Annotated in this window: 9 protein-coding genes; 1 reads left to right on the forward strand and 8 read right to left on the reverse strand. The window is 76.1% G+C overall.

Annotation, left to right across the window (positions count from 1 at the left end; all coding sequences use genetic code 11):
* Positions 1-86: 86 nt before the first annotated feature.
* The 7 genes from OG559_RS29610 to OG559_RS29640 form a co-directional block, all read right to left on the reverse strand.
* Positions 87-1,499, reverse strand: a complete 1,413-nt coding sequence (locus OG559_RS29610) for a peptidoglycan DD-metalloendopeptidase family protein (RefSeq protein WP_405109970.1) — start codon at positions 1,497-1,499, stop codon at positions 87-89.
* A 142-nt stretch (positions 1,500-1,641) separates the two neighbouring features.
* Positions 1,642-3,201: a hypothetical protein gene (locus OG559_RS29615; protein ID WP_405109973.1), complete on the reverse strand. Its 1,560-nt coding sequence runs from the start codon at positions 3,199-3,201 to the stop codon at positions 1,642-1,644.
* A 103-nt stretch (positions 3,202-3,304) separates the two neighbouring features.
* Entirely contained in the window at positions 3,305-3,484 is a 180-nt protein-coding gene (locus OG559_RS29620) for a hypothetical protein (RefSeq protein ID WP_405109975.1), read from the reverse strand.
* 270 nt (positions 3,485-3,754) lie between these two features.
* The gene (locus OG559_RS29625; protein ID WP_405109978.1) at positions 3,755-5,338 is read right to left on the reverse strand and encodes a methyltransferase domain-containing protein; all 1,584 of its coding nucleotides are present in this window, start codon (positions 5,336-5,338) and stop codon (positions 3,755-3,757) included.
* A 164-nt stretch (positions 5,339-5,502) separates the two neighbouring features.
* Positions 5,503-6,498: a peptidoglycan-binding protein gene (locus tag OG559_RS29630; protein WP_405109981.1), complete on the reverse strand. Its 996-nt coding sequence runs from the start codon at positions 6,496-6,498 to the stop codon at positions 5,503-5,505.
* Between the two features lie 35 nt (positions 6,499-6,533).
* The gene (locus OG559_RS29635) at positions 6,534-8,411 is read right to left on the reverse strand and encodes a hypothetical protein (protein ID WP_405109984.1); all 1,878 of its coding nucleotides are present in this window, start codon (positions 8,409-8,411) and stop codon (positions 6,534-6,536) included.
* Between the two features lie 52 nt (positions 8,412-8,463).
* On the reverse strand, positions 8,464-10,398 hold the full coding sequence (locus OG559_RS29640; protein WP_405109987.1) for a hypothetical protein: 1,935 nt from the start codon (positions 10,396-10,398) through the stop codon (positions 8,464-8,466).
* Between the two features lie 3,462 nt (positions 10,399-13,860).
* Here OG559_RS29640 and OG559_RS29645 point away from each other — a divergent pair.
* Complete coding sequence (locus OG559_RS29645) at positions 13,861-14,526, forward strand: pentapeptide repeat-containing protein (RefSeq protein WP_405117071.1); 666 nt, start codon at positions 13,861-13,863, stop codon at positions 14,524-14,526.
* Positions 14,527-15,220: 694 nt separating this feature from the next.
* Here the strand turns inward: OG559_RS29645 and OG559_RS29650 are convergent.
* On the reverse strand, positions 15,221-20,185 hold the full coding sequence (locus tag OG559_RS29650; protein WP_405109990.1) for a hypothetical protein: 4,965 nt from the start codon (positions 20,183-20,185) through the stop codon (positions 15,221-15,223).
* Between the last annotated feature and the right edge of the window lies 1 nt (position 20,186).

Below are 20,186 nucleotides of genomic sequence, written 5' to 3' on the forward strand. Positions count from 1 at the left end.
CGGCGGAACGCCGCACGCCGTGGGTGCCCGAGCGCGGACCGCCCGCCGCCCGGCACCGGCGAACGCGTCCGGCACCGGACCCCTGGTCATCGACCCACGAGCCCCAACTGGGTGGAGTTGTCGGGGAGGCCGGCGAGCGAGACCCGGCTGCCCCTGGCCGGCGTCGGGGTTCCGACGCCCGGCAGGCTGTTGAACGCTGTCCAGGAACCGCCGGCGCCACGCACCCGGTGGTAGATGGCGTCGTCCGCGCCGACGATGACCACCTGCGAGGTGCCGTCGGGCAGCCCGGCGACGGTGACGTCCTTGGCCACCGCCGGGCTGCTGGTGCCGCTGCCGTTGAGCGGCTGGAACGGGCTCCAGGCGCCGTTGGCGGACCGGATGCGGTGGTGCAGGTAGCCGTTGACGCCCGCGATGACGACCTGCGACGACCCGTCGGGCAGGCCGGCGACGGCCACGGCGCTGCCGATCGCCGTCGTGCCGGTGCCGTTGCCGTCGAGCGGCTGGAACTCGCTCCACGTCCCGCCGGCGCTGCGGATCCGGTGGTAGATGCCGCTGTCCATGCCGACGATGACCACCTGCGCGGTGCCGTCGGGCTGCCCCGAGATGGCGACGTCCCTGGCACCGGCCGGGCTCGGGGTGCCGAAACCGTTGAGCCTGCCGAATGCGGTCCAGTTCCCGTCGGCGTAGCGGATGCGGTGGTAGACCGTGTCGTCGACGCCGACGATCACGACCTGGGCCGAGCCGTCGGGCAGGCCGGCGATGGCCACCCGCTTTCCCCGCGCGGTGCCGGTGGTGCCGACGCCGTTGAGCGGCTGGAACTCGCTCCAGGTGCCGTTGGTGTTGCGGATGCGGTGGTAGACGCCATCGTCCAGGCCGACGATCAGCATCTGCGCCGTGCCGTCGGGGAGGCCGGCCACCGCCATGTCCTTGGCGCTGCCGTGCGCGGGGGTCTGGTAGCCGTTGAGCGGCTGGAATCCGGTCCAGGCCCCGCTCGCGGCGCGGATCTGGTGGAACATCGGGCCGCCGGCGCCCGCTGGCGGGTTCTGCGCGATGTAGGCCAGCGGATTGAGATAGGCCCCGGCGGGGTTGATCATGTGCCAGTGCAGGTGCGGCCCGGTCGAGCTGCCCGATCCGGGTGCGCCCGCGGCGCCGCCGGACAACCCGACGACCGCACCGGCCGGAACGTACGTCCCGTTGGCCAGTGCGAACTGGGACAGGTGGAGATACTGGCTGCGATAGCCCTCGGAATGACTGATGGTGACCGTGTGTCCGCCGCCGCCGTTGAACGGCGTGTTGGTGACCGTGCCCGCCCCGCACGCGGGCAGTGGTGTGCCCACGCGCATCCCGAAGTCGATGCCGCCCCGGGAGCCCCGGTTGAGGTGATCCTGCCACCCGTTGGTGATCGGGTACCCCCCGAAGGGGTTGTGGATCGCCGGGCCGGCGTAGGCCCGACCTGGCACCAGGAGCCCACCGGCGGACAGGCCGGTCAGGGCCGCCACGCCACGGATGAGACTTCTCCTCGCGACTCCCATGTGCTTCCTCTCCCGAGCGCGGTTGATCAACCACGGCAGAGGTATTCCTACATGTGCACGCATGAAAATATCAATGCCCCGGCCCGTGCCGCCGGGCCGGGAACCACCGCTACCGCTCCTTGAGGCGGCGGTTGACCTCCTCGGAGATCCGTCGGTTCAGCTCGGCCAACCGCTCGTCGGTGTACGTGGCCAGGTCCTTCAGGTCGGGGCTGCCGTTCGCCGCCTCCTCCTGCTGCTTCTGCCGCTCCCGGCGTTGCAGTTCCTGCTCCTCCGGCGAGCCGGGGGCGGCGTACGCGCACCGGACCAGGACACCGTCGGCGTTCTTCAGGCAGGTCGCCTCCCGTCCGTCGACCTGACCCCGCCCCTCCACCCGGTACCGGATGCTCTGCGCGCTGCCGAGCGTGGCGGTCCAGGTGCTGCCGCCGGTCGGCACCACCTCGAACACCTCGTCGTCGTTCCAGCAGCAGACGTCCCGGTACTCCGCCTTGATCAGGGCGACGATCGCCTGGGGCGACGACCAGGTCGGGCTGAGCCGGTGCACGGTCAACGGGGCGAGCCCGCCGCCGGCGTGCCGGGTCGGCACCGTCGACACCGCCACCACCGAACTGGCCTCGCCCTGCGGGGTTAGCGGGGTGACGTACGCGCTGCCTCCGCTGCCGTCGCGGTGGCGCAGGGTGAACTCCGACTCGTTTCCCTCGTTCGCGCCGTCCTCGGAGGCGTCCCAGCCGCTGCGCTCGAACCACCAGTCGGCGAAGCCGCCGACGGCGGCGGTGCCCTCCCGCTGCTCGGCGGCCAGGCTGATCGGATAGGACGGTCCGGGCACCTTCGTCGTGTCGTCGGTGATCGTGACCTTCCCGGTCCGGCCGTCGTACAGCGCCACGCCGGCCGGCCGCTCGGTCACCACCAGGACTCCGGTCTGGCGCTTCAGCGGCACCACCACGACCGGGGTGTCGCCCCGGCAGTGGACGTACGCGTCGTCGGCGGAGAACCGGACCCCGCGCCGCTCGGCGGAGATCTTCCGGCCCAGGTTGTGGGTGAACCAGCCGCCGATCCGCGCGTCGGCGGTCGACACGTCGAACTGGCACCGCTGCTGCGCCCGGCTGTTGCCGCCGAGCGGCACCTCCTGCACCAGGCCGACCTCGTAACCGGTCAACCAGCCGCGCCGCTCGACCAGGACGGCGAACCGGTCGGAGTCGGGCAGGTAGCTGACGTCGGTGATCTCGCCGGTGACGTCACCCAGGTTGGGCGCGGCCTGTGCCTCGCCGACCACGTACGGCGCGCGTGCGGTCAGCTCCGGGACCGGATCGGTCACGACCCGCATGGTGGTCACGTACGCCCGGTCCTGGAGGTACTCGCCGTAGGCCAGCCAGAACGCCCCCAGGGCCAGCCCGACGGCGGCGCCCAGCCAGCCGAGGACCACGATCCCGCCGGCCGCCGCGGGCGTGGTCCGGCGGCGACGGAGCCGGTGGGTGAGCAGTCGCACCAGGAACGGCACCCCGGCGAGCAGGGCCACCAGGGCCGGCGCCACCAGCCAGGGCACCAGTTTGCGCGCCTCCCACACGAGGATGGTGGTGACGTACGAGGCGTACCAGCCGACGGCGGCCAGCAGGAGAATCGGGATACCCACCCGTAGCGTCCGCCCCATCGACACCCCTCCTCGCGACATCACGAGCTTCGATGCTATTTCGGGCGGTCAAGACGGGCTGGAACGTCCGTGCGGCCCGGCCGAAGGACCGTTCGCCGACCAGCCACAGGGCGGCAGCGCCCCGATCTCAGCCACCGCCCATGCTCGACGAGCTGTTGTCCGACGAGTTGCCCCGCCGTGACGTGTACCGGCCCGCCCGCAACCCCGCCCTCGCACGGCGCCCCAGCACCTTGATGATCGACAGCAGCACCGCGGCGAAGAGCACGGGTATGCCGATCGCCACCGCCGCGACCATCCCACCCGACATACCGATCGCCTCCCTGCGGATCCCACGACTCGACTCCACGCGCGGGGGTCGAGCCGTGGAGCCGGCACGCACCACCCGAAGGGACCCGGCCCACCCCACGCGCGTGGAGGTCCTTCCGATGGGCCGAGACCGATTCTCCTCCCCGCACCCGCAGTGGGAGACCCCCCGGGGTCGGGAGGCGGCTGCGGGCACCGACCGGCACGCCGGCTCAGGTCGACCGGCGGACCGGCGACCACGGGCACCGGCTCGGCCATCGACCGTCGGGGCCGGTCAGGCTCGGCGGCGCGCGACCAGGACGGCGTCGTGGATGGAGATCTCGCGCCCCTCGGGGTCGACCGCCACGCGTGGTCGGGCCTCGGCGGCCAGCACCTGCCACGCGGTCGGGTCGAGCGAGGACGCGACCTCCTCACCGGTGAACATCATCTCCGGGAAGTGCATCCGGCGGGCGGTGGTACGCAGGTCGAGCGGGTGGTGCCCGACGATCAGCAGGGTTCCGCCGGGGGCCACCGCGGCGGCCAGCCGGGCGAACAGCTCCCGCCGCGCCTCGCCCGGCAGGTGCATGAACTGAGACGACACCAGGTCGTACGCGCCCTCGGCGGGCGGCTGGTCACGCAGGTCCGCGTGTGTCCACTCGATGCGGCCGGCGACCTGCGGACCAACGGCCGCGGCGTGGGCGGCGGCCCGCTCCAGGGCGGTGGTGGAGATGTCGACCGCCGTGACCCGCCAGCCCCGTTCGGCCAGCCAGACGGCGTCGGCGCCCTCGCCGCAGCCGACGTCGAGCGCCCGGCCCGGGGGCAGCCCGGTGGCGTCCGCGACGAGCTGCGGGTTCGGGCGTCCGCTCCACACCGCCGCTCGGGCTCGGTAACGCTCCTCCCAGGCGGCCTCCTCGAACATCGTGTCCGCCTGGTGCCGGTAGGCGGCCACGGCGTCACGGGTCTCCTCGGCGACGAGGTCCGCGTTGATCGCCGCGCCGGCGGCCAGACCCGCCGCGGCGGCCGTGATCACCTGGGCGCGTACGTCGGCCACGTTGCCCGCCACCCACACGCCGGGCACGGCGGTGGCCCCGGTCGGGTCGGCGGAGACCTGGCTGCCGATCACCTGACCACCGAGCTCCACGTCGGCCGGCTTCAGGCCGAGCGACTCCAGCACGCCCGCGCGGGCGGTGAACCGCGGCGCGACGACCAGCGCGTCGAGCGCGACCACCTCGCCCGAGGCCAGCCGTACCCCGGTCAGGGTGTCGCCAGCCACCTCCAGCCCCGCGACCGGGCCGTCCACGACGGTGATCCCGCGCGCCGCGAGCCGCTCGGTCTCCTCGGCGCCGGGCGTCGCGCCGTGCAGCAGCAGCATCACGTGCGGGCTCCACTGCCGCCACAGGTCCGCCTGGTGCACGGCCGTCGGGCCGGTGGCCAGGACGCCGAGGCGCCGGTCCCGGACCTCCCACCCGTGGCAGTACGGGCAGTGCAGCACGTCACGCCCCCACCGCTCGGCCACCCCCGGCACGTCGGGCAGCTCGTCGACGAGCCCGGTCGTCACCAGCAGCCGCCGCGCCCGCACGCCGCGCCCGCCGTCCAGCGTCACGACGAACCCGGCACCCTCCCGCGACGCGGTCTCGACCCGCCCGGCGACGACCTCGCCGCCGTACCGGGTCACCTCGGCACGCCCGGCGGCCACCAGATCGGCCGGCGGCGTGCCTTCCCGGGCCAGGTAGTTGTGCACGTGCCCGGCCGGCGCGTTGCGCGGCTGTCCGGCGTCCACCACCAGCACCGACCGTCGCGCCCGCGCCAGCGCCAGCGCCCCGCTCAGCCCGGCTGCGCCCCCACCGACCACCACCACGTCGTACGTCTCGTCCGCCATGTGCGTCCCCTCCGCTCGTCTGGGCCAACCGTTCCGCGGGCCCCGCCGATCCGACAAGTAAATTTGCCGTTCTGGCAAACGACGAAAGCACGGGGAAGTGACCGTTGCCGGGGCAGCGGGAACGGGTACGGCGGTCCCGGGTGGCCGCCGTACCCGTCCGAGGGTCAGTAGCCGACCTTGACCTGCATCTGCCGCCAGGTCTGCGGGCCGACGACCCCGTCGACCGTGATCCCGCGCATCCCCTGGTACCAGCGCACGCCGGCCTCCGTCCGCGCGTCGAAGGCGCCGGTCGCCCGGCCGCACCGCCGCTCCCCCACGAACCGCTGGACGAAGGCCACGTCGTCGCCGTTCGTCCCCCGGCGCAGGCTGCGCGAGCCGGGCACCCGCCCGGTCGGCGTCGGCGCGGGCGGCGTGGTGGCCTCGCGCAGCGCGGCGACCGTCCACGGGCCGACGACGCCGTCCACCGCCAGCTTCCGGGCCTGCTGGAAGGTACGCACCCACGCCTCGGTGGCGACCCCGAAGTCACCGTCGACGGCCAGCTTGGCGCCCAGCCGGCCGGCGACGGTCTGCAACTCGCGCACGTCGCTGCCCCGGCTGCCGCGCCGCAGCACCCGGTCGCCGAGCTTCGGCACGGGCGCGGTGACGATCCCCCAGCTCCGGTCGCTCCGCTCCGCCGACGGGGTGTGGCCGACGCTGACGTGCAGGTGCTTGTCGTGCGGGTTGCTGCCGGTGTACCGGGCGGGGGTGAAGCCCCGCGTCCGGCTCCAGATCGTCCGGTTGAAGATCACGTACTGGGTGGACGGGTGCGCGATGCACTTTCGGATCACCAGCGGCGGGTCGATGCCGTCCCGGTCGACGTCGAGCGCGTTGACCGAGCGGTCGTCCGCGTCCGGGTTGTGGTCGGAGGTGCCGGCCTGGTGGGCGGCGTCGCCGATCCAGCCGTCCGAGGCGCGGTCCCGGTGCGGCCAGCGCCGGTCGATCTCGTCGCGCAACAGCCGCAGCGTCGGCGCCAGGTGGTACGCCACGAGCCCGGGTGGCTCCGGCGACGGCTCCTCCTCGGCGGCGAAGAGGTCGTACTCGACCGCCTCCCCGATCCGGCTGCCCGGATCGTCGTCCTCCGGGGTCCGATCGACGTCGACCTGATCGATCACCGCGTCCACCTCGTGCTCCTCTCTGCTGATCGCCGGTGGGGTTGTCACGCGGCGGTGGGGGTCGCCGACGCCTGCTCGGGCGTCGGATCGGTGGCGGCCGGGGCGGGCCGGACGGTGTGCGGCGCGGCGGCGGGAACCTCGGCCACCAACGGGTCGAGGTCCGCGCGGATCGCCGAGACCTGCCAGTAGAAGGCGTGCGACGCCTTCGACCCGTCGACGGTGCGGACCCGGAACTCGCCGGCGGTGACCCGGGACGCCGCCAGCGGCGACACCGGCTCGTCGTCGTCGAAGACCGGGGTGAGTTGGACGGTGCGGCCCTCCAGCCGGGTCAGCGCCTCGAAGTACTCGGGCAGGTCGACGGTGGCGGTCCCGTCGACGAGCCGACCCTCGCCCCGGTAGTAGACGCCGTTCTCGGGGCCCTCCAGCGCGGCGTGCACCAGCAGCCGGCGGTCCGGATCGGCCGGGTCGTCGAGCGGGTGGTCGATGACGAACTGCTTGGTCCGGCCCACGATCTTGCCGGTGGCGGCCTCCAGCGAGATCGGGTACGGGCCGCCGGCCGGCCCGGCGTACATCGCCCCGGAGACGAACAGGTCGAAGGTGCTGACGCCCCCGCCGCTCCAGTCGGGAATCGAGTTCGGGCTCGTCTTCACCCCGAGCCGGCCGTTGACCTGCAGGTCACCGCCGAACAGGCCCCGCTTCTCCACCCACAGGCAGCCCGCGTCCGGCTCGGAGCTGCCGCCGTGCCCGACGTACACGCCCTGGGTGTTGAGCAGGTACAGCCGCTCCGGGCCGGTCAGGTGCAGCCGGCCGGCCCCGGCGAGATATCCCGAGGCGGGTAGGTTGACGTTCCCGCCCACCCCGAGCGCCCCCTGCACGGTCAGGTTCCCGCTGGAACCGGCCTCCTTGACCACGAACAGCCCGGCGCCGGCCCTGACCGCCACCTGGCCGTCGCTGAGCAGGTTCAGCCCGCCGCGTCCGCGCACCCGGGCGGCCCGCAGTTCGCGCACCTCCAGGTCCGCGTACTCGCGGCTGTGCAACGGGTAGCCCAACGAGGGGGTGACCGTGCTGGAGTCGACCAGTTCGAAGCCACGGCCGGCCCGGAAGGAGAGCTGCCCGTGCTGGACGCCGGGCCCCCAGAAGCCGAGGCTGCCAACCACCTGGTCGGCCTGCACGGCGGTGCCGTCGAGGCTGCCCAGGTGCAGCATGCTCTGGCTGATCCGCAGCCGGTCCGCGCCGGCCTGGTGGAAGGTGATCGCGTCGTCGGGGTCGTTGTTGTTGCCGATCCGCAGGACGGTGTTCTCGCCGGCCGCCGCCCAGTAGCGGATGAACGCCTCGTCGCCGACCCCGCCCCCCGGGTTGGCGGGGAACTGGATGCCGGCCTGCGGCGAGTTGCCGACGGACGGCACGATCGCCCCGGCCGGCACCCGCAGGCCGGCGACCAGCCGACCGGTGGCCTGCACGGTCACCACGCCCTGGCTGCGGACCACCCGGCCGAGCACGATCGCGCGCCCCGGGTCGGCCGGCGGGGCACTGGTCAGTTCCACCCGACCCTCCTCGGTCCACCGGGTCTCGGCGGCCACCCCGCCCTCGTCACGCCGGTCGGTCAGCGTCTCCAGGTAACGCAGGGTGACGTGGAACGTGCCGTCGCCGGGCGGGCTCACCCGGCGGCTGGCGGGCACCACGATGAGCAGCCCGTCGGCGTCGACCGCCGCCCCCTCGGTGACCGTGACGTCGCCCCCGGTCGCGGTGAGCTCCAGCCCGCTGACCACCCCGACCGGCTGCCGCAGCCGGGCGGCGAGGTGCTGGCGGGACAGCAGGTAGTCCACCGCCTGGGCCAGGTCGGCGGCCCGCAGGTACTGGTGGTCGTAGTACCGGGGCCGGGCCATCGGCAGCGGCACGTCGTTCTTCCAGTTGATCGTCATCGGTTTCTCCGCGCGGTTTCGAGATCGGTGGATACGGGCTGGGCGGCAGGGCTCATCGGGGCTCCACGGCGTCGTAGCGCAGGCCGCTGGAGACGTCACCGCCGGTGGCGTGCCGGGAGCGGCCGAGCCACAGGTGCACCGAACCGTCCACGCCACGGGCCAACTGCCACCGGCGCAGCACCCGGACCCCGGCGCGGCCGATCTCCTCCTCGGGCACGGCCAGTTCGACCACCCCGGCACCGCCGGGGCCGGGCCGCCAGTCGAGCACCCGGCTGTGCCCGAGCACCGGGACCGGCGGCCCGTCGCGGGTCGGCTGCTGGATCGGCACCCGCCGCAGCCGCACCGCGGTCGGGTCGCCGGCCAGCGGGGTGGGCACGAGCGGCACCCAGTTCTCCGGCACGGTGGTGGCGAAGGCGTAGGACAGCTCGGGCACGACCACGGGGCGGCCGGTCGCCGGGTCGACCGGCGGCGGGTCGGGCACCGGCGGGCGGGCCGGTACGGCGGACCGGGCGACCTGCGCGCTCCGGTCGATCGCCCGGCCGGTCGCGCCGGTCACCGTACGCTCGATCGCCCAGACCAGGTTCGCCATCTCGTCCCGGCCGAACCGGACCTCCTCGACCGGCTCCGAGTCCAGGGTGGCGGCTGCCGTCGCGGGCAGGACGAGCACGTCGGCGGGCCCGTCGGTGACGGCGCCGGACGGCCGGAACAACGCCCAGCCCCGCCCGTCGGGAGCGGCCGGCACCAGGGTCCGGGTGCCGAACGTGTCCGTGACGATCAGCGACCGGATCCGGGTGGCCGAGCCGACCGGCAGCTCCAACGGGACGATGAAGTGGTCGTTGGCGTAGACCAGGCCGTACTCGAGCAGGAACATCCGGGCCAGGTCCCCGGCACCCGCCCCGACCTGGCCCAGGTTGATCCGGGAGTCCTCCATCTCCCAGAACCGGGTGGCCGGCATCCCGGCGTAGCCGACCGGGGTGGGCAGGGTGATCCGGACCAGTTCCTGGCTGGCCGGTTGCGCCTGCAGGGTGTCGACCGGCGCGTGGTCGAAGTGGTACCAGTCCAGCCGGTCACCGTCGTACTCCCGGGCGGTGAGCACCAGCTCACCGGCCGATCCGGCGGCGCCGACGGCGAACTCGTACTCCATCCGCTCCCGCTGCCAGGCGGTGCCCTCCAGCCCGGCCGCGCTGATCAGCGGGTGGAAGTCGGCCGGTGGCCACGGCGGCGTGTCCGGCCGGGGGTCGACCCCCGGCGCGATGACCGCCGGTAGCTGCAACAGGTACCCCCCGGGCGGGCCGGGCGGGCGCGGCGGCACCCCGAGCCAGGCCAGCCAGGCGGTGATCGCGGCACGCAGCGCGCCGGCCAGCGCCGGCGGCACCGGCAGGTCGTCCTCGACCGTCCCGGCCGCGCAGGCGCGCAGCAGCAGGTCGCCGTGCGGCACCCGACCGGAGACCACTCGCAGGTAGCCCACCGTGCCGGCGTCGGCCGCCGACGGGGCGTCCGGAGGCGCCGCGGGGATCCGGTAGCGGCCGGCGAGCGCCGGGCCCAGCTCACCGGCGCCGGCCTCGGCCAGCAGCCGCAGGAACTGCTGACCGGTCTCCGCCGAGAGGCGCAGGTCGTCGGCGGTGGCCGCGCTTTCCCGCTCGACGAGCGCCTCCAGCGGGATGCCGGACGGCAGCCCGATGGTGCTGCCCGAGGCGACTCCCGGGCGGTACCGGGTGAACGGGGTCACCTCGGCGTGCACCCGGGCGACCACCGGCGAGCCGGCGTCCTCGCCGGTGAACTCGCCGAGCTGCCACTGCCGGGCGAGCAGCCACAGCGGGTCTGCGATGCGCGCCTCCAGCGCCGGGCTCAGGTCGCCGCGCCGGGTACGCGGCTCCAGCCGGGTCCAGGTGGTCACCGACGCCGGCGGGTCCTGCGGCGCGTTCGGGCCGGCGGCCGGCGGCCCGGCGCCCGGCGCCACCTGGTTGTCGTGCACGAGGTGGCTCATCGGCCCTCCTGCTCACCCGGTGCGACGGGTGCCGCGTCCGGTACGAAGTCGGTGGTGGTCGCCGCCTCGGCGACGTTGGTCGGCAGGTAGAACGCGGGCAGGTACTGCCCGCCGGCGCCGAGCGAGTCGAGGTCGGTGACCCGGGCGACGGCCAGGTCGAGGGTCTCCTCGACGGCCTGGGCGAGCCCCGCCGGCTGCCAGGTCGCGGCACCGTCGGCGCTGACCGCCAGCAGCACCGCCTGGCCGGCGGCGGCGGCCGGCGCGTCGTACTCGAAGGTCAGCCCGGTCCGCGTCGTGGCCGCCGGCACCACCTCGGTCCACTCGTCGACGAGCAGGCCGTGCACCGGCCGGGTGAGGTCGAGGTCGCCGAGGCTGACCAGGACCAGTGAGGTCGGCTGGCTGTCCGGCCGCGGCGCGGCCTCACCCACCCACCGGTCACCGGCCTGGTACGGCAGCTGGGCGACGCGGACCCGCGCCGGCACCCGCACCACCCCGCCCGCGCCGAGCGCGTCGGCGTAGGTCAGCACCTCCTGCAACCGGCCCACCGCCGGGCGGACCCGGCCGTAGCGGGCCAGCCAGCGCCGTACCGGGTGTGGCGAGCCGCCCTGGAGGGCGTCGCTGGCGGCGAGCGCGGTGGTCAGCGCGGCCGGGTCCGGGGCCCGGCTGGCCGACAGCACCGGCATGTCGGCGCCGAGCAGCGCCCGGATCCGGGCAACGTGCAGCTCGCGCCGGTCCGCCGGCGGCGCGGACGGGTCGTCGAAGTCGGTCTCCGGGTCGCAGACGCAGCCGCCCACCGGGCACGGGGTGCGTCCGCGCGCCTCGGCCACCAGCCGGCAGTGCGCGGCGACCCGGCGGGCCAGCTCGTCCCCGGCGGACCGGGCGGCCTCCGCCGCGGTGGCGGCGGCGCCGGGCCCCGGCAGCGGCGGGAGCACCCCGACGATCCCGAAGCCGGCGGCCGTCCGCAGCAGGGTGTGCACGGTGGTCTCGTTCCAGCCCGGGTCGTCCGGGCTGCCGGCGGCACGCAGCCCGGTGGCGGTGTCGAGGGCGATCTGCCACAGCTCGGTGGCCTGGTTCCGGGTGGCGTCGTCGACCTGCGCCGGCGCGTCGGAGTCGGTGCCCAGGTCGGCGGCGAGCAGTTGCCGGCCCCGGCCGAACAGGTCGCGCAGCGCCGCGACCGCGGCGAGGAACTCGGCCAGGCTGACCCGGGAGGCCGGCCAGCCGGGTGCCCGGTCGTAGTCCAGCTCCAACCGCCACTCGGGGGTCACCTGGGACGGCGCGAGGCGGCTCCAGGCGACCATTTCGATCCGTCGGTCCAGGTCGGTGCCGGCCGGGGCCCCCGGATGCGGCGGCGCGGCGAGGTGGTCCACCGCCGCCGTCTGGAGGCGGTCCAGGCTGCCCTCGACGTGGTCGGTGACGACGACGCCGTCCGGCGCGTGCCAGCGCATCCGCCAGCACACCCGGTTGGCGGGGGGCAGCAGCGCGGCGGTCAGCGCGTCGACCGCGGCGCCGATGATCCGGGGCTGCGCGGACTGGCCGGCCGGCCAGTCCGAGCGCCGGTCGGCGAACCGGCCGTCGAGGTTGAACAGCACGGCGACCCGGTGGGTGACGCTCACCCCGCTGGCCGGGGTGCGGGTGAAGTGCAGCTCGGGCGGGCTGCCGGCCGCGCCGGAGGCGACGTCCACCGCCGCGGCGGCGCGGTCCATGTCGCCCACGGCGAGCTGGTGCACGCCCTCGGCGAGCAGGGCGTCGGCCACCGCGTCGGCGTGGTCGGCCAGCTCCGCGAGCACCTCACCGACGGCGATCCGGGCGCTGCCGGGCAGCTTCGCCAGCTCGGTGGCGAGCGCGCCGGCCCGGTGCAGCCGGTGCAGCTCCAACCCGTCGGCCACGGCGGTGGACGCGACGGTGCCGATGATGTCCGGCGGGCCGTCCCCGTTCGGGTCGACCCGGTGCGCGCGGACCGGGGCCAGCCGGCGGAACAGCGGGATGTACTGGTCGAGCGGGCCGCCCGGGTGATCATGCAGGCCGCGCTCGAAGCGGTAGCCGAGCAGTTCGCCCAGCGCCTGCCCGTCGCGCATACCGGCGAGGAGCTGCCCGGCCAGCCGGACCCGGCGCGAGGAGAGGTCGACCGCGACGGGGTTGTCGTCGCCGCCGCCGTGCGAGCGCCACGCGCTGCGCAGCACCGCGGCGGTGACCGCCTGCGCAGGCGACGGGGCGTGTACGTGGCCGGCGCCGGCCGGGGCCGCCACGAGCTGCGGGGGCGCGGCGGTGTCGGGCACGTGTGCGGGGCGGTCGACCAGCGTGGGCGGCGGCGCCGGGTGCAGGTCGGTGAGCCAGCCGTACGCGCCGACGTGCACCCCGTCGGGCGTCCCGGCCGGCCGGGTGGCGGCCAGCCGGTCCAGCCGGGTGCTGGCCAGCGAGGTGATCCAGGCGTCCAGCCGGTGGGCGGTGAGCCCGAGCGTCCCGGCGACGTACCGGTCCAGGTCGTCCGGGTCGAGGGCGGCCGGGTCGTCTCCGGTGGGGGCCAGCCCGGTCGCCAGGTCGGACAGCGCGTCGCGTAGTTCGCGCAGGTCGGCGGTTGCCAGCCGGTGCCGGGTGTCGTCCCCGGCCGCGGCGGCGAGGTACTCGCCCACGCTCCTGCCGCCGGTGCCGGGCACGGTGACCGCCAGCCGTCGGCGCAGCGTCCGGGTGACCTCGCCCGGCCGGATGTCGATCAGTTCCGGCTCGGGGATCTCGGCGGCGGCCGGCAGCCCGGCAGCCCCGGCGAGCAGGTCCGCGGCGGCCGAGTGTTCGGCGATCAGCGCTGCCCGCAGCAGCCGGTGGAACAGCGGCACCGGCCCCGCCGAGGCGGGTGCCGCCGGGATCTGGTCGCCGCGCAGGCCCACGGCGGCGAGCGCGTCGAGGTAGGCGCGGATCCGGGCGGCGCGGTCCTGACCGGGTGCGGCCACCAGCGGGGTGCCCAGCGCGAAGGCGCCCTTGGCGAAGACCGCCAGGGACAACCGGGGGTCGACCGGCCCGCCCAGGCCGAGCGCGGCCAGCAGCGCCCGGCCGGGTTCGACGACCTGCTGCCGCCAGCCCGGGCCGAGGTCGAGCCGGGCGAAGCGCCACAGCCAGCTCACGTACTCGTTGCCGAGCATGCTGCGGGCCCGGACCTCCAGCACCCGGGCGTCGGTGGCCAGGATCTCCACCATGGTCTGCTCGGGGTCGGCCAGCCCGGGCCGGATCCGGGGCGCCGGGGTGGCCAGCCAGACCTGCTGCCAGAGGTTGCGCAGCACGGTGACCGCGCGTGCCTCGGCGGGGCTGGCCGGCTGCCAGCCGCGCAGTGCCGCCACCGGCAGCAGTCCGTAGGGCTGCGCGCCGATCCGCAGGGTGGGCAACGGCCCCTCCGGGTGCAGGTGCTCGACGAAGTGGGCGCGCAGCTTGCGCTGCTCGGCCGGGGTGGCCACCGGCAGCAGGTGCCGCAGCATGCTGCCCGGTCCGGCCGGCCAGAGGGCCCGGCGGACCAGTCGGGCCAGCCGGCGTTCGTCCCGGTCGGCCGCGGCGGCGCGGGCCAGCGCGGTCGGCGCGTCGGGACGTACCGCCCGGCGGCGGACGGTCGCCAGGTCCTCGGCGGCCGGCTGGGGCGGTGCGCCCACGGTCGGGGTCGACCCGGCCGGCACGGCGCTGAGCGGCACGGCGCTGAGCGGCACGGCGCTGAGCGGCACGGCGCTGAGCGGCACGGCGCTGAGCGGCACGGCGCTGAGCGGCACGGCGCTGAGCGGCACGGCGCTGAGCGGCACGGCGCTGAGCGGCACGGCCAGGGCCCGGCCGGCCAGGGCGGCGGCGTTCTCGACCTGCGGCCCGGTGCCGCCGGGTACCGCGTCCGTGCCGGTGATCGGGGCGACCGGGGGTCGTTCGGCCACGGTGACCGTCTCGGTGTTGTTGGTCGGGGTGCCCGGCGGCAGGAAGGCCAGCCCGTCGGTGGCGGCGTGGGCCTCCAGCAGCCGGTTCAGCCGCGCCGCGGAGATGTCCGGCGCGGTGTCGGCGTCGACGCCGAAGACCAGCAGGCGGTCCACGGGTTGGGGCCGGCCGGCACCGTCGGTGGGTACGTCGACGGCGAAGGCCATTCCGGCGGCCACCGCGGCCGGGTAGTCGACCATCCAGCGCATGCCCTCGTCGACCGGGGGCGACTCGACGGCGCCCGCCCCGATCGGGGCCCCGGGCGCCGGGCCCCCGGGCGGCACCGGGGTCGGCCCGGCGGCCAGGTCGCGGGCGACCGGCCCGGAGACGCCGGTGAACAGCGTGTTGCCGGCCGTGCGGCCCACCGCGTACCAGCGGGTCGGCAGCAGCCGGACCCGGGCCGCTTCGCACCACGGCGCCGGCCGGCGCAGCGGATCGGGCAGCTCGCCGGTGGCCGGGTCGGGCTCCATCACCCGGGCGATCCAGCCGGCCCGGGTCGCCCCGAACCGCCGGACCAGCTCGGTCCAGGCCTCCGCGCCGGGCGGGGCCCGCAGCGGACCGTCGGCCGGGCCGGCGGGGCCGGTCGACGCCAGCGGTGCCGGCGGGGCCGGGTCGCCGTCGGCGGTCGGGCCGAGCCAGTACGCCCGGCCGGCCGCCACCTCGTCGTCGGTCAGCCGGGGCTCGTGGCCGTCGATGTGAATCTGGTCGGGGTAGACCCTGATCCGCAGGGTGGCACCGGCGAACCGGGTCTCCAGCCGGACCGGCAGCAGCGCCACCGGGTACCCGGTGGACAGGGTCCACGGGGTGCCGGTGAGGGCGTCGGACAGCGGCGGTGGGGCGGCCGGGGCGGCGGAGGTGGTGCCGGCTGAGCGGCGGGGGGTGACGGTCATGGTTGGGTCTCCGGCGTGAGCAGCAGGTCACTGGCGTGGCGGGCGAGCATGACGGGCCGTTGCAGCGCCACCCGGGCCATGTCGGCGGCGTTGCGGCCGAACACCGCGCCGTCCACCGCCGTGCCCGGGAAGCCCGGCGCGTACGGGGAGAGGAACCGCGCTCCACCGGGCAGGTGGCCCCAGTGCAGGTCGTCCCAGTGCTCGCCGGCCCAGGCGGGGGTGTCGGGCGGGTCCGACTCCGGCCAGTCGTCCGGCTCGGCGTCCAGGCCGAACCGGGGCGCGGTGGGCTGCTCCCGCAGGACGAAGAAGTAGCCGGGATCGCCGAGCGCCTGGTCGGTCGCGCCACGGGCCTGGTCGGCGGTGTACGGGAAGCCGAACAGCAGCAGGTCCGGGGAGAGCCAGGCGTTGAAGATCGGCGGCAGGTCCACCCCGGTCGGTTCCCGCCGCTGCGGCCCGGTCCAGCGGGCGCGGCGCATGGTGACCACGGTGGACGGGAAGCGGCGCAGCACCTCGCCCCGGATGACCAGGACCAGGGACTGCTCGTCGGGCGCGCCGACCGCGGTCAGGTGGCTGCCGAGCGGGCCGGCGAGCCAGGCCGCGTCGGTCAGCGGCGGTATGTCGGTCAGCGGAGCGCCGGCCGACACCGCGCCGCGAACGTCCCAGAACTGCCGGAACCAGGTCTGCCGGGGGTCGGCGGGGAAACCGCGCCACAGCATCTCCCGGCTCATCTCGTGGTTGAGCCCGACCAGGAACGCCTCGATGAACCTGGGATTGGCGGCCAGCGCGGTCATCGTCTCCGGCGCCACCGCCGGCAGGTTCGGCACCACGTGCTCCTGGGACAGCCCGCGCAGCAGTTCGTAGCTGGGCACGTCGAAGGTGATCCCGGCGAGCAGCCGGCGCAGCGGGTCCCCGGTGTCCGGCAACGCGTCGACCAGGAGTTCACCGCCGACGCTCAGGCCGGCCAGCACCTCGCCGGCGACCGCGGTCTCCGGGCGGAGCGTGGCACGTACCGCGCCGGCCGCCGGGCCGAGCGGCACCTGCGGCGGCTTCGGGTCGACGGCCAACGCCTGGGCCGGGGCCAACCGGTCCTGGTGGTTCGCGGCGGCGGCCATGAACCGGTCACCCATCGTGGCGCGGGCGGCCACCAGGTCGGCACGCAGGTCGGCGACGAGCAGGCCGCACCCCCGCCCGGCCGCCGCGTCCGCCGCCCCGGGAATGTCCTGCGGCGCACTCCAGATCACCGGCACGCCGGCCGGGTCCAGGTCGAAGCCGACCCTGGTGGTGAGCACACCGACCCGGGAACGGTGCGCCACCACCAGGTCGGGCCGGCGGGTGCCGCTGACGTCGACGACCGCGACCCCCGCGGCGACGCCTGCGGCCACCTCCGCCTCGCCGCCGACCGGCAGCGGACTGGTCCACCCGGCGTCGGCGATCCGGCCGCGCCGGTTGACGCCCCGTCCGGTGAAGTACCGGGCCACCTTCTGCCCGGCGGTGTTCTCGCCGGCCACGAAGACCAGCAGGTCCGGCACCTGGTCGCCGGTCATGTCGACCACGTCGACGCTGACCGAGCGGATCGCCTTGAAGGTGTACGGGGTGGGCAGCGAGTCGGTCCAGCCCCGGGTGACCCGGCCGGCCGCGTCCAGCCCCCAGCCGACCCGGTAGTACACCCGGTTCGCGGCGGCGTCGGGGCCGTCGATGGCGTAACCGACGACGAGTTCGGGTGACCCGTCGCCGTCCAGGTCGGCGACGGTGACGTCGAGCGCGCCGGCGTACCCGCCGACCGGGTCGGGCAGGTCGTACGGGCCGGCCCAGCCGCCGGTGGCGGCGCCGTCGGCGCCGATCCCGCTGCCCACCCAGTAGGCCAGTCGCCGGGTGCCGGCCACGTTGCCGGCCAGGACCGCCACCGCGAACAGCTGCGCCGGCCGGCCGCCGGTGAGCGGCGCGGCGGTGACCGCGGTGGCCACCGCGGGCACGCCGGTGAACGGTCCGGCCGCCGCCGCGGTGAGGGTGTTCTCCCGCAGCACGCCGTCCTCGCCGAGGTGGTGGGCGGCCTGCGAGCGGATCCGGCTGCCGGACCCCTCGTCGACCGTGTACGACACCAGCAGCGAGGAGAGCAGGCCGACCCGGGGCGCGAAGCGGACGTGGGCCGGGGCCGGGGCGGTGTCCGGGCCGGCGCCCCGGGGATCGGCCGGGGTGCCGTGGTCGACCCACCCGCCGCCCCGGTTGCCCCAGGAGTACGCGGCCAGCCGCCCGTCGGCGGTCCGGACGAAGACCTCCCCGTCGCGGTCGTCACCGGTGACCGGGCCGGGCCGGTGCGCCGCGATCCCGTTGGCCGGCCGGCCGATCTCCTCCCAGGACCAGGAGTAGACCCCGGTCTCGTCGTTGCGCCACTGGTAGCGGCCGTACAGCCGCAGGTCTGCCGGGTCGGCCTCGGGGTGGGCCAGGACGAGCAGCTCCGGCTCCTCGTCGTGGCCGCTGGCCACGGTCTGCTGGCCCAGCGAGACGATCCGCAGGTTCTGCGGCAGCGGCGCGCGGAAGGAGACCCGGCCGTGGTTGAGGAACCCGCCCCAGCCGGGCACCCGGGTGACCAGTTCGCCGGTCGGGGTGAGGTAGCCGAAGCCGTCGGCCAGGGGATGGCTGAAGGTGTGGTAGGCCGCCGGGGAGCCCCAGATCGGCGGCGGCTGGCCGGGACCGTCGGCGACCAGGCTCCACTGCCCGTTGTGGACGAACAGCCGCTGGGCGGTGGTGGCCACGAACACGCCGACCGGGGTCGGGCGCGGTGAGCCCCACAACCGCTCCCCGGTGGCGAGCTGTGGGCGGCCCAGCGACGCCCAGGTCCGGGCCACGGTGCCGAAGCGGTACAGGTCACCGCTCGGGCCGAGCATGAAGACGTCGGTGCCGCGGGCGGTGGGCCGGCTCGCCGTGCCGCCGGGTGGGCTGCCGCAGTCCGTCCACACCCAGCGGTCGCCGTCGTAGCGGCGCTCGTAGAGCCGGCTGTCGCGGGTACGCACGTACACCCGGTCGGGGGCCACGGTGGCGCCGGAGGTGACGACCTGGGTACCGGCCGGGGCGCCGTGGTCCCGCCAGGTCCAGACGCCGTCGAGCCGGCGGCGTTCGAACAACCGGCCGTCGGCGGCGGCGACGAAGAACCGGTCCGGGCCGAGCAGGTCGCCGCCGTTGCTGGCCAGCGTGGTGACCGGATCGTCCGTCGCGGCCGGGGCCCAGGCCGCCGGGGCCCAGGTGGCGACGGTGTGCCACCACGGGTTCCGGCCGGCCGCCTCGATGGCGGCCCGGGTCAGCCGGGCGATGCCCTGCCCGGGCGGGACCAGGGTGTCGAAGACGACGCCGCCGGCCGGGATCCGGGCCGGCGGCACCGGGCTCGCCCCGCCGGCCAGCCGCAGCAGCGCCGACGACGACGGCGCGGCGGGGCGCAACCGGCGGGCCAGCGGACCGCGCGGGCGGGCCAATCGGCGGAACGGCGCGCTGGTGGCCGCCCGGGCGCCGGCGTTGCCGCCGAGCAGCTCGTCCAACGACTCGACCGGGGCTGCGCCGGAGCCGGCCAGCCCGGTCGCGGCCGGGGCCGCGACCAGGTCGTGCACCGGCCGGGCCAGCGCGACGAGCTGGTCGTCACCGAGGGCGTTCCCCGGCGCGGCCGGGTCCACCCGCTTGGCGAACAGGGCGGCGGCGCTGTCCCGGGCGGCCTGCCCGCGCAGCAGTTGCTCGTTGACCTCGCGCAGCTCGGCGGCCCGCTGCCAGGCGGCGGCGGCCAGGTCCTCCTGGTGTTTCTGGATCACCCGGGTGCCCAGCGCCGCCGCCGCCCGGTAGCGCGGGTCGAGGTTCAGCCCGGCCAGCCACCGCGGCTCGCTCCCCGGCGGTGGCACCTGCCCCTGCCTGCTGTGGATCTCGCCGTACAGCGGTGGGGTGAGCCAGTCCTCGACGTGCGCCAGCAGCTCGGTCATCCGGGCCTGCCAGGGCCCGGCGGCGGCCGGCTGCCAGACGGTGGGGGTCATCGCGGGTGAGGCGAGCGCGCCCTCGAAGGCCAGCACGGAGCGGCCCTCCACGCCGGCGGGCTCAAGGTCCGGCAGCCCGCCGCCGGCGGCGCCGACGTCCACCGGCTGCCGGCCGACGTCCGCCGGCAGGGCCCGGCCGCGCAGCCGCCGGGCCAGCGACTCGAAGTCGCCGTCCGGGCCGGTGCGGAAGGTCCAGTGGTGGTAGACCGGCAGGGCGATGGGGGCCTGCGGATCGGCCGCCGGGGAGCCGGGGCCCCAGGCCGGCACCAGCGGGCCGTCGTCGAGCGGCCGGCCCAGTCCGGCGCGCACGCCGGCGTCGAAGGCCGGCACGACGGCGGCCAGGTAGTCGGTGTCCGGGTCCAGCCGCCGGGGGCAGACCAGCCGGGACAGGGTGCGTTCCGGTGCGTCGGCGATGACGTCGGCGACGTCCTCGTTCTCCGTGACGACCAGCACCTGGGCGTGCGCCCAGGCCCAGGACTCGACGAGGTCGGGCAGCTGCCCGACGATGGTGCCCAGCCGGGCCAGCGGTTGCCCCGCCGACGTCTCCAGCCGGCCCTGCGGGCCCACCGGGACGACGACGAGCACCAGCCAGGGCCGCAGCCGGCCCTGCGGGTCGGGCTTCGCCGGGGTGTACAGCCAGGGCAGGTCGGGTCGGTCGAACTCGACCGCCGCGAACAGCGTCCCGTCGACGTTGTCCGCGCCCGCCGCCGGGTGGCTGCGGATGACCTGCTGGCCGTCGAGGCCGGTCACGTCACCAGGTCCGTGCAGCAGCGCGGTGGTGGTGCCGACGACGTCCACCGGGTCGACCCCGGCGGGGCCGGTGCCGCGCGCGGTCACCGAGAGCGTCACCTCGGACCGGATGGCCGGCAGCGGACCGGAGAGCGGGTCGGGTTCGGAGACGAGCCGGGCGACGCCGTCGCGTACCCAGGGCAGGAAGCGGAGGCCACCCATG

Origin of the sequence: Micromonospora sp. NBC_01405 (assembly GCF_045040155.1) — a bacterium.
In the GTDB taxonomy this organism is placed as follows: Bacteria; Actinomycetota; Actinomycetes; order Mycobacteriales; family Micromonosporaceae; genus Micromonospora.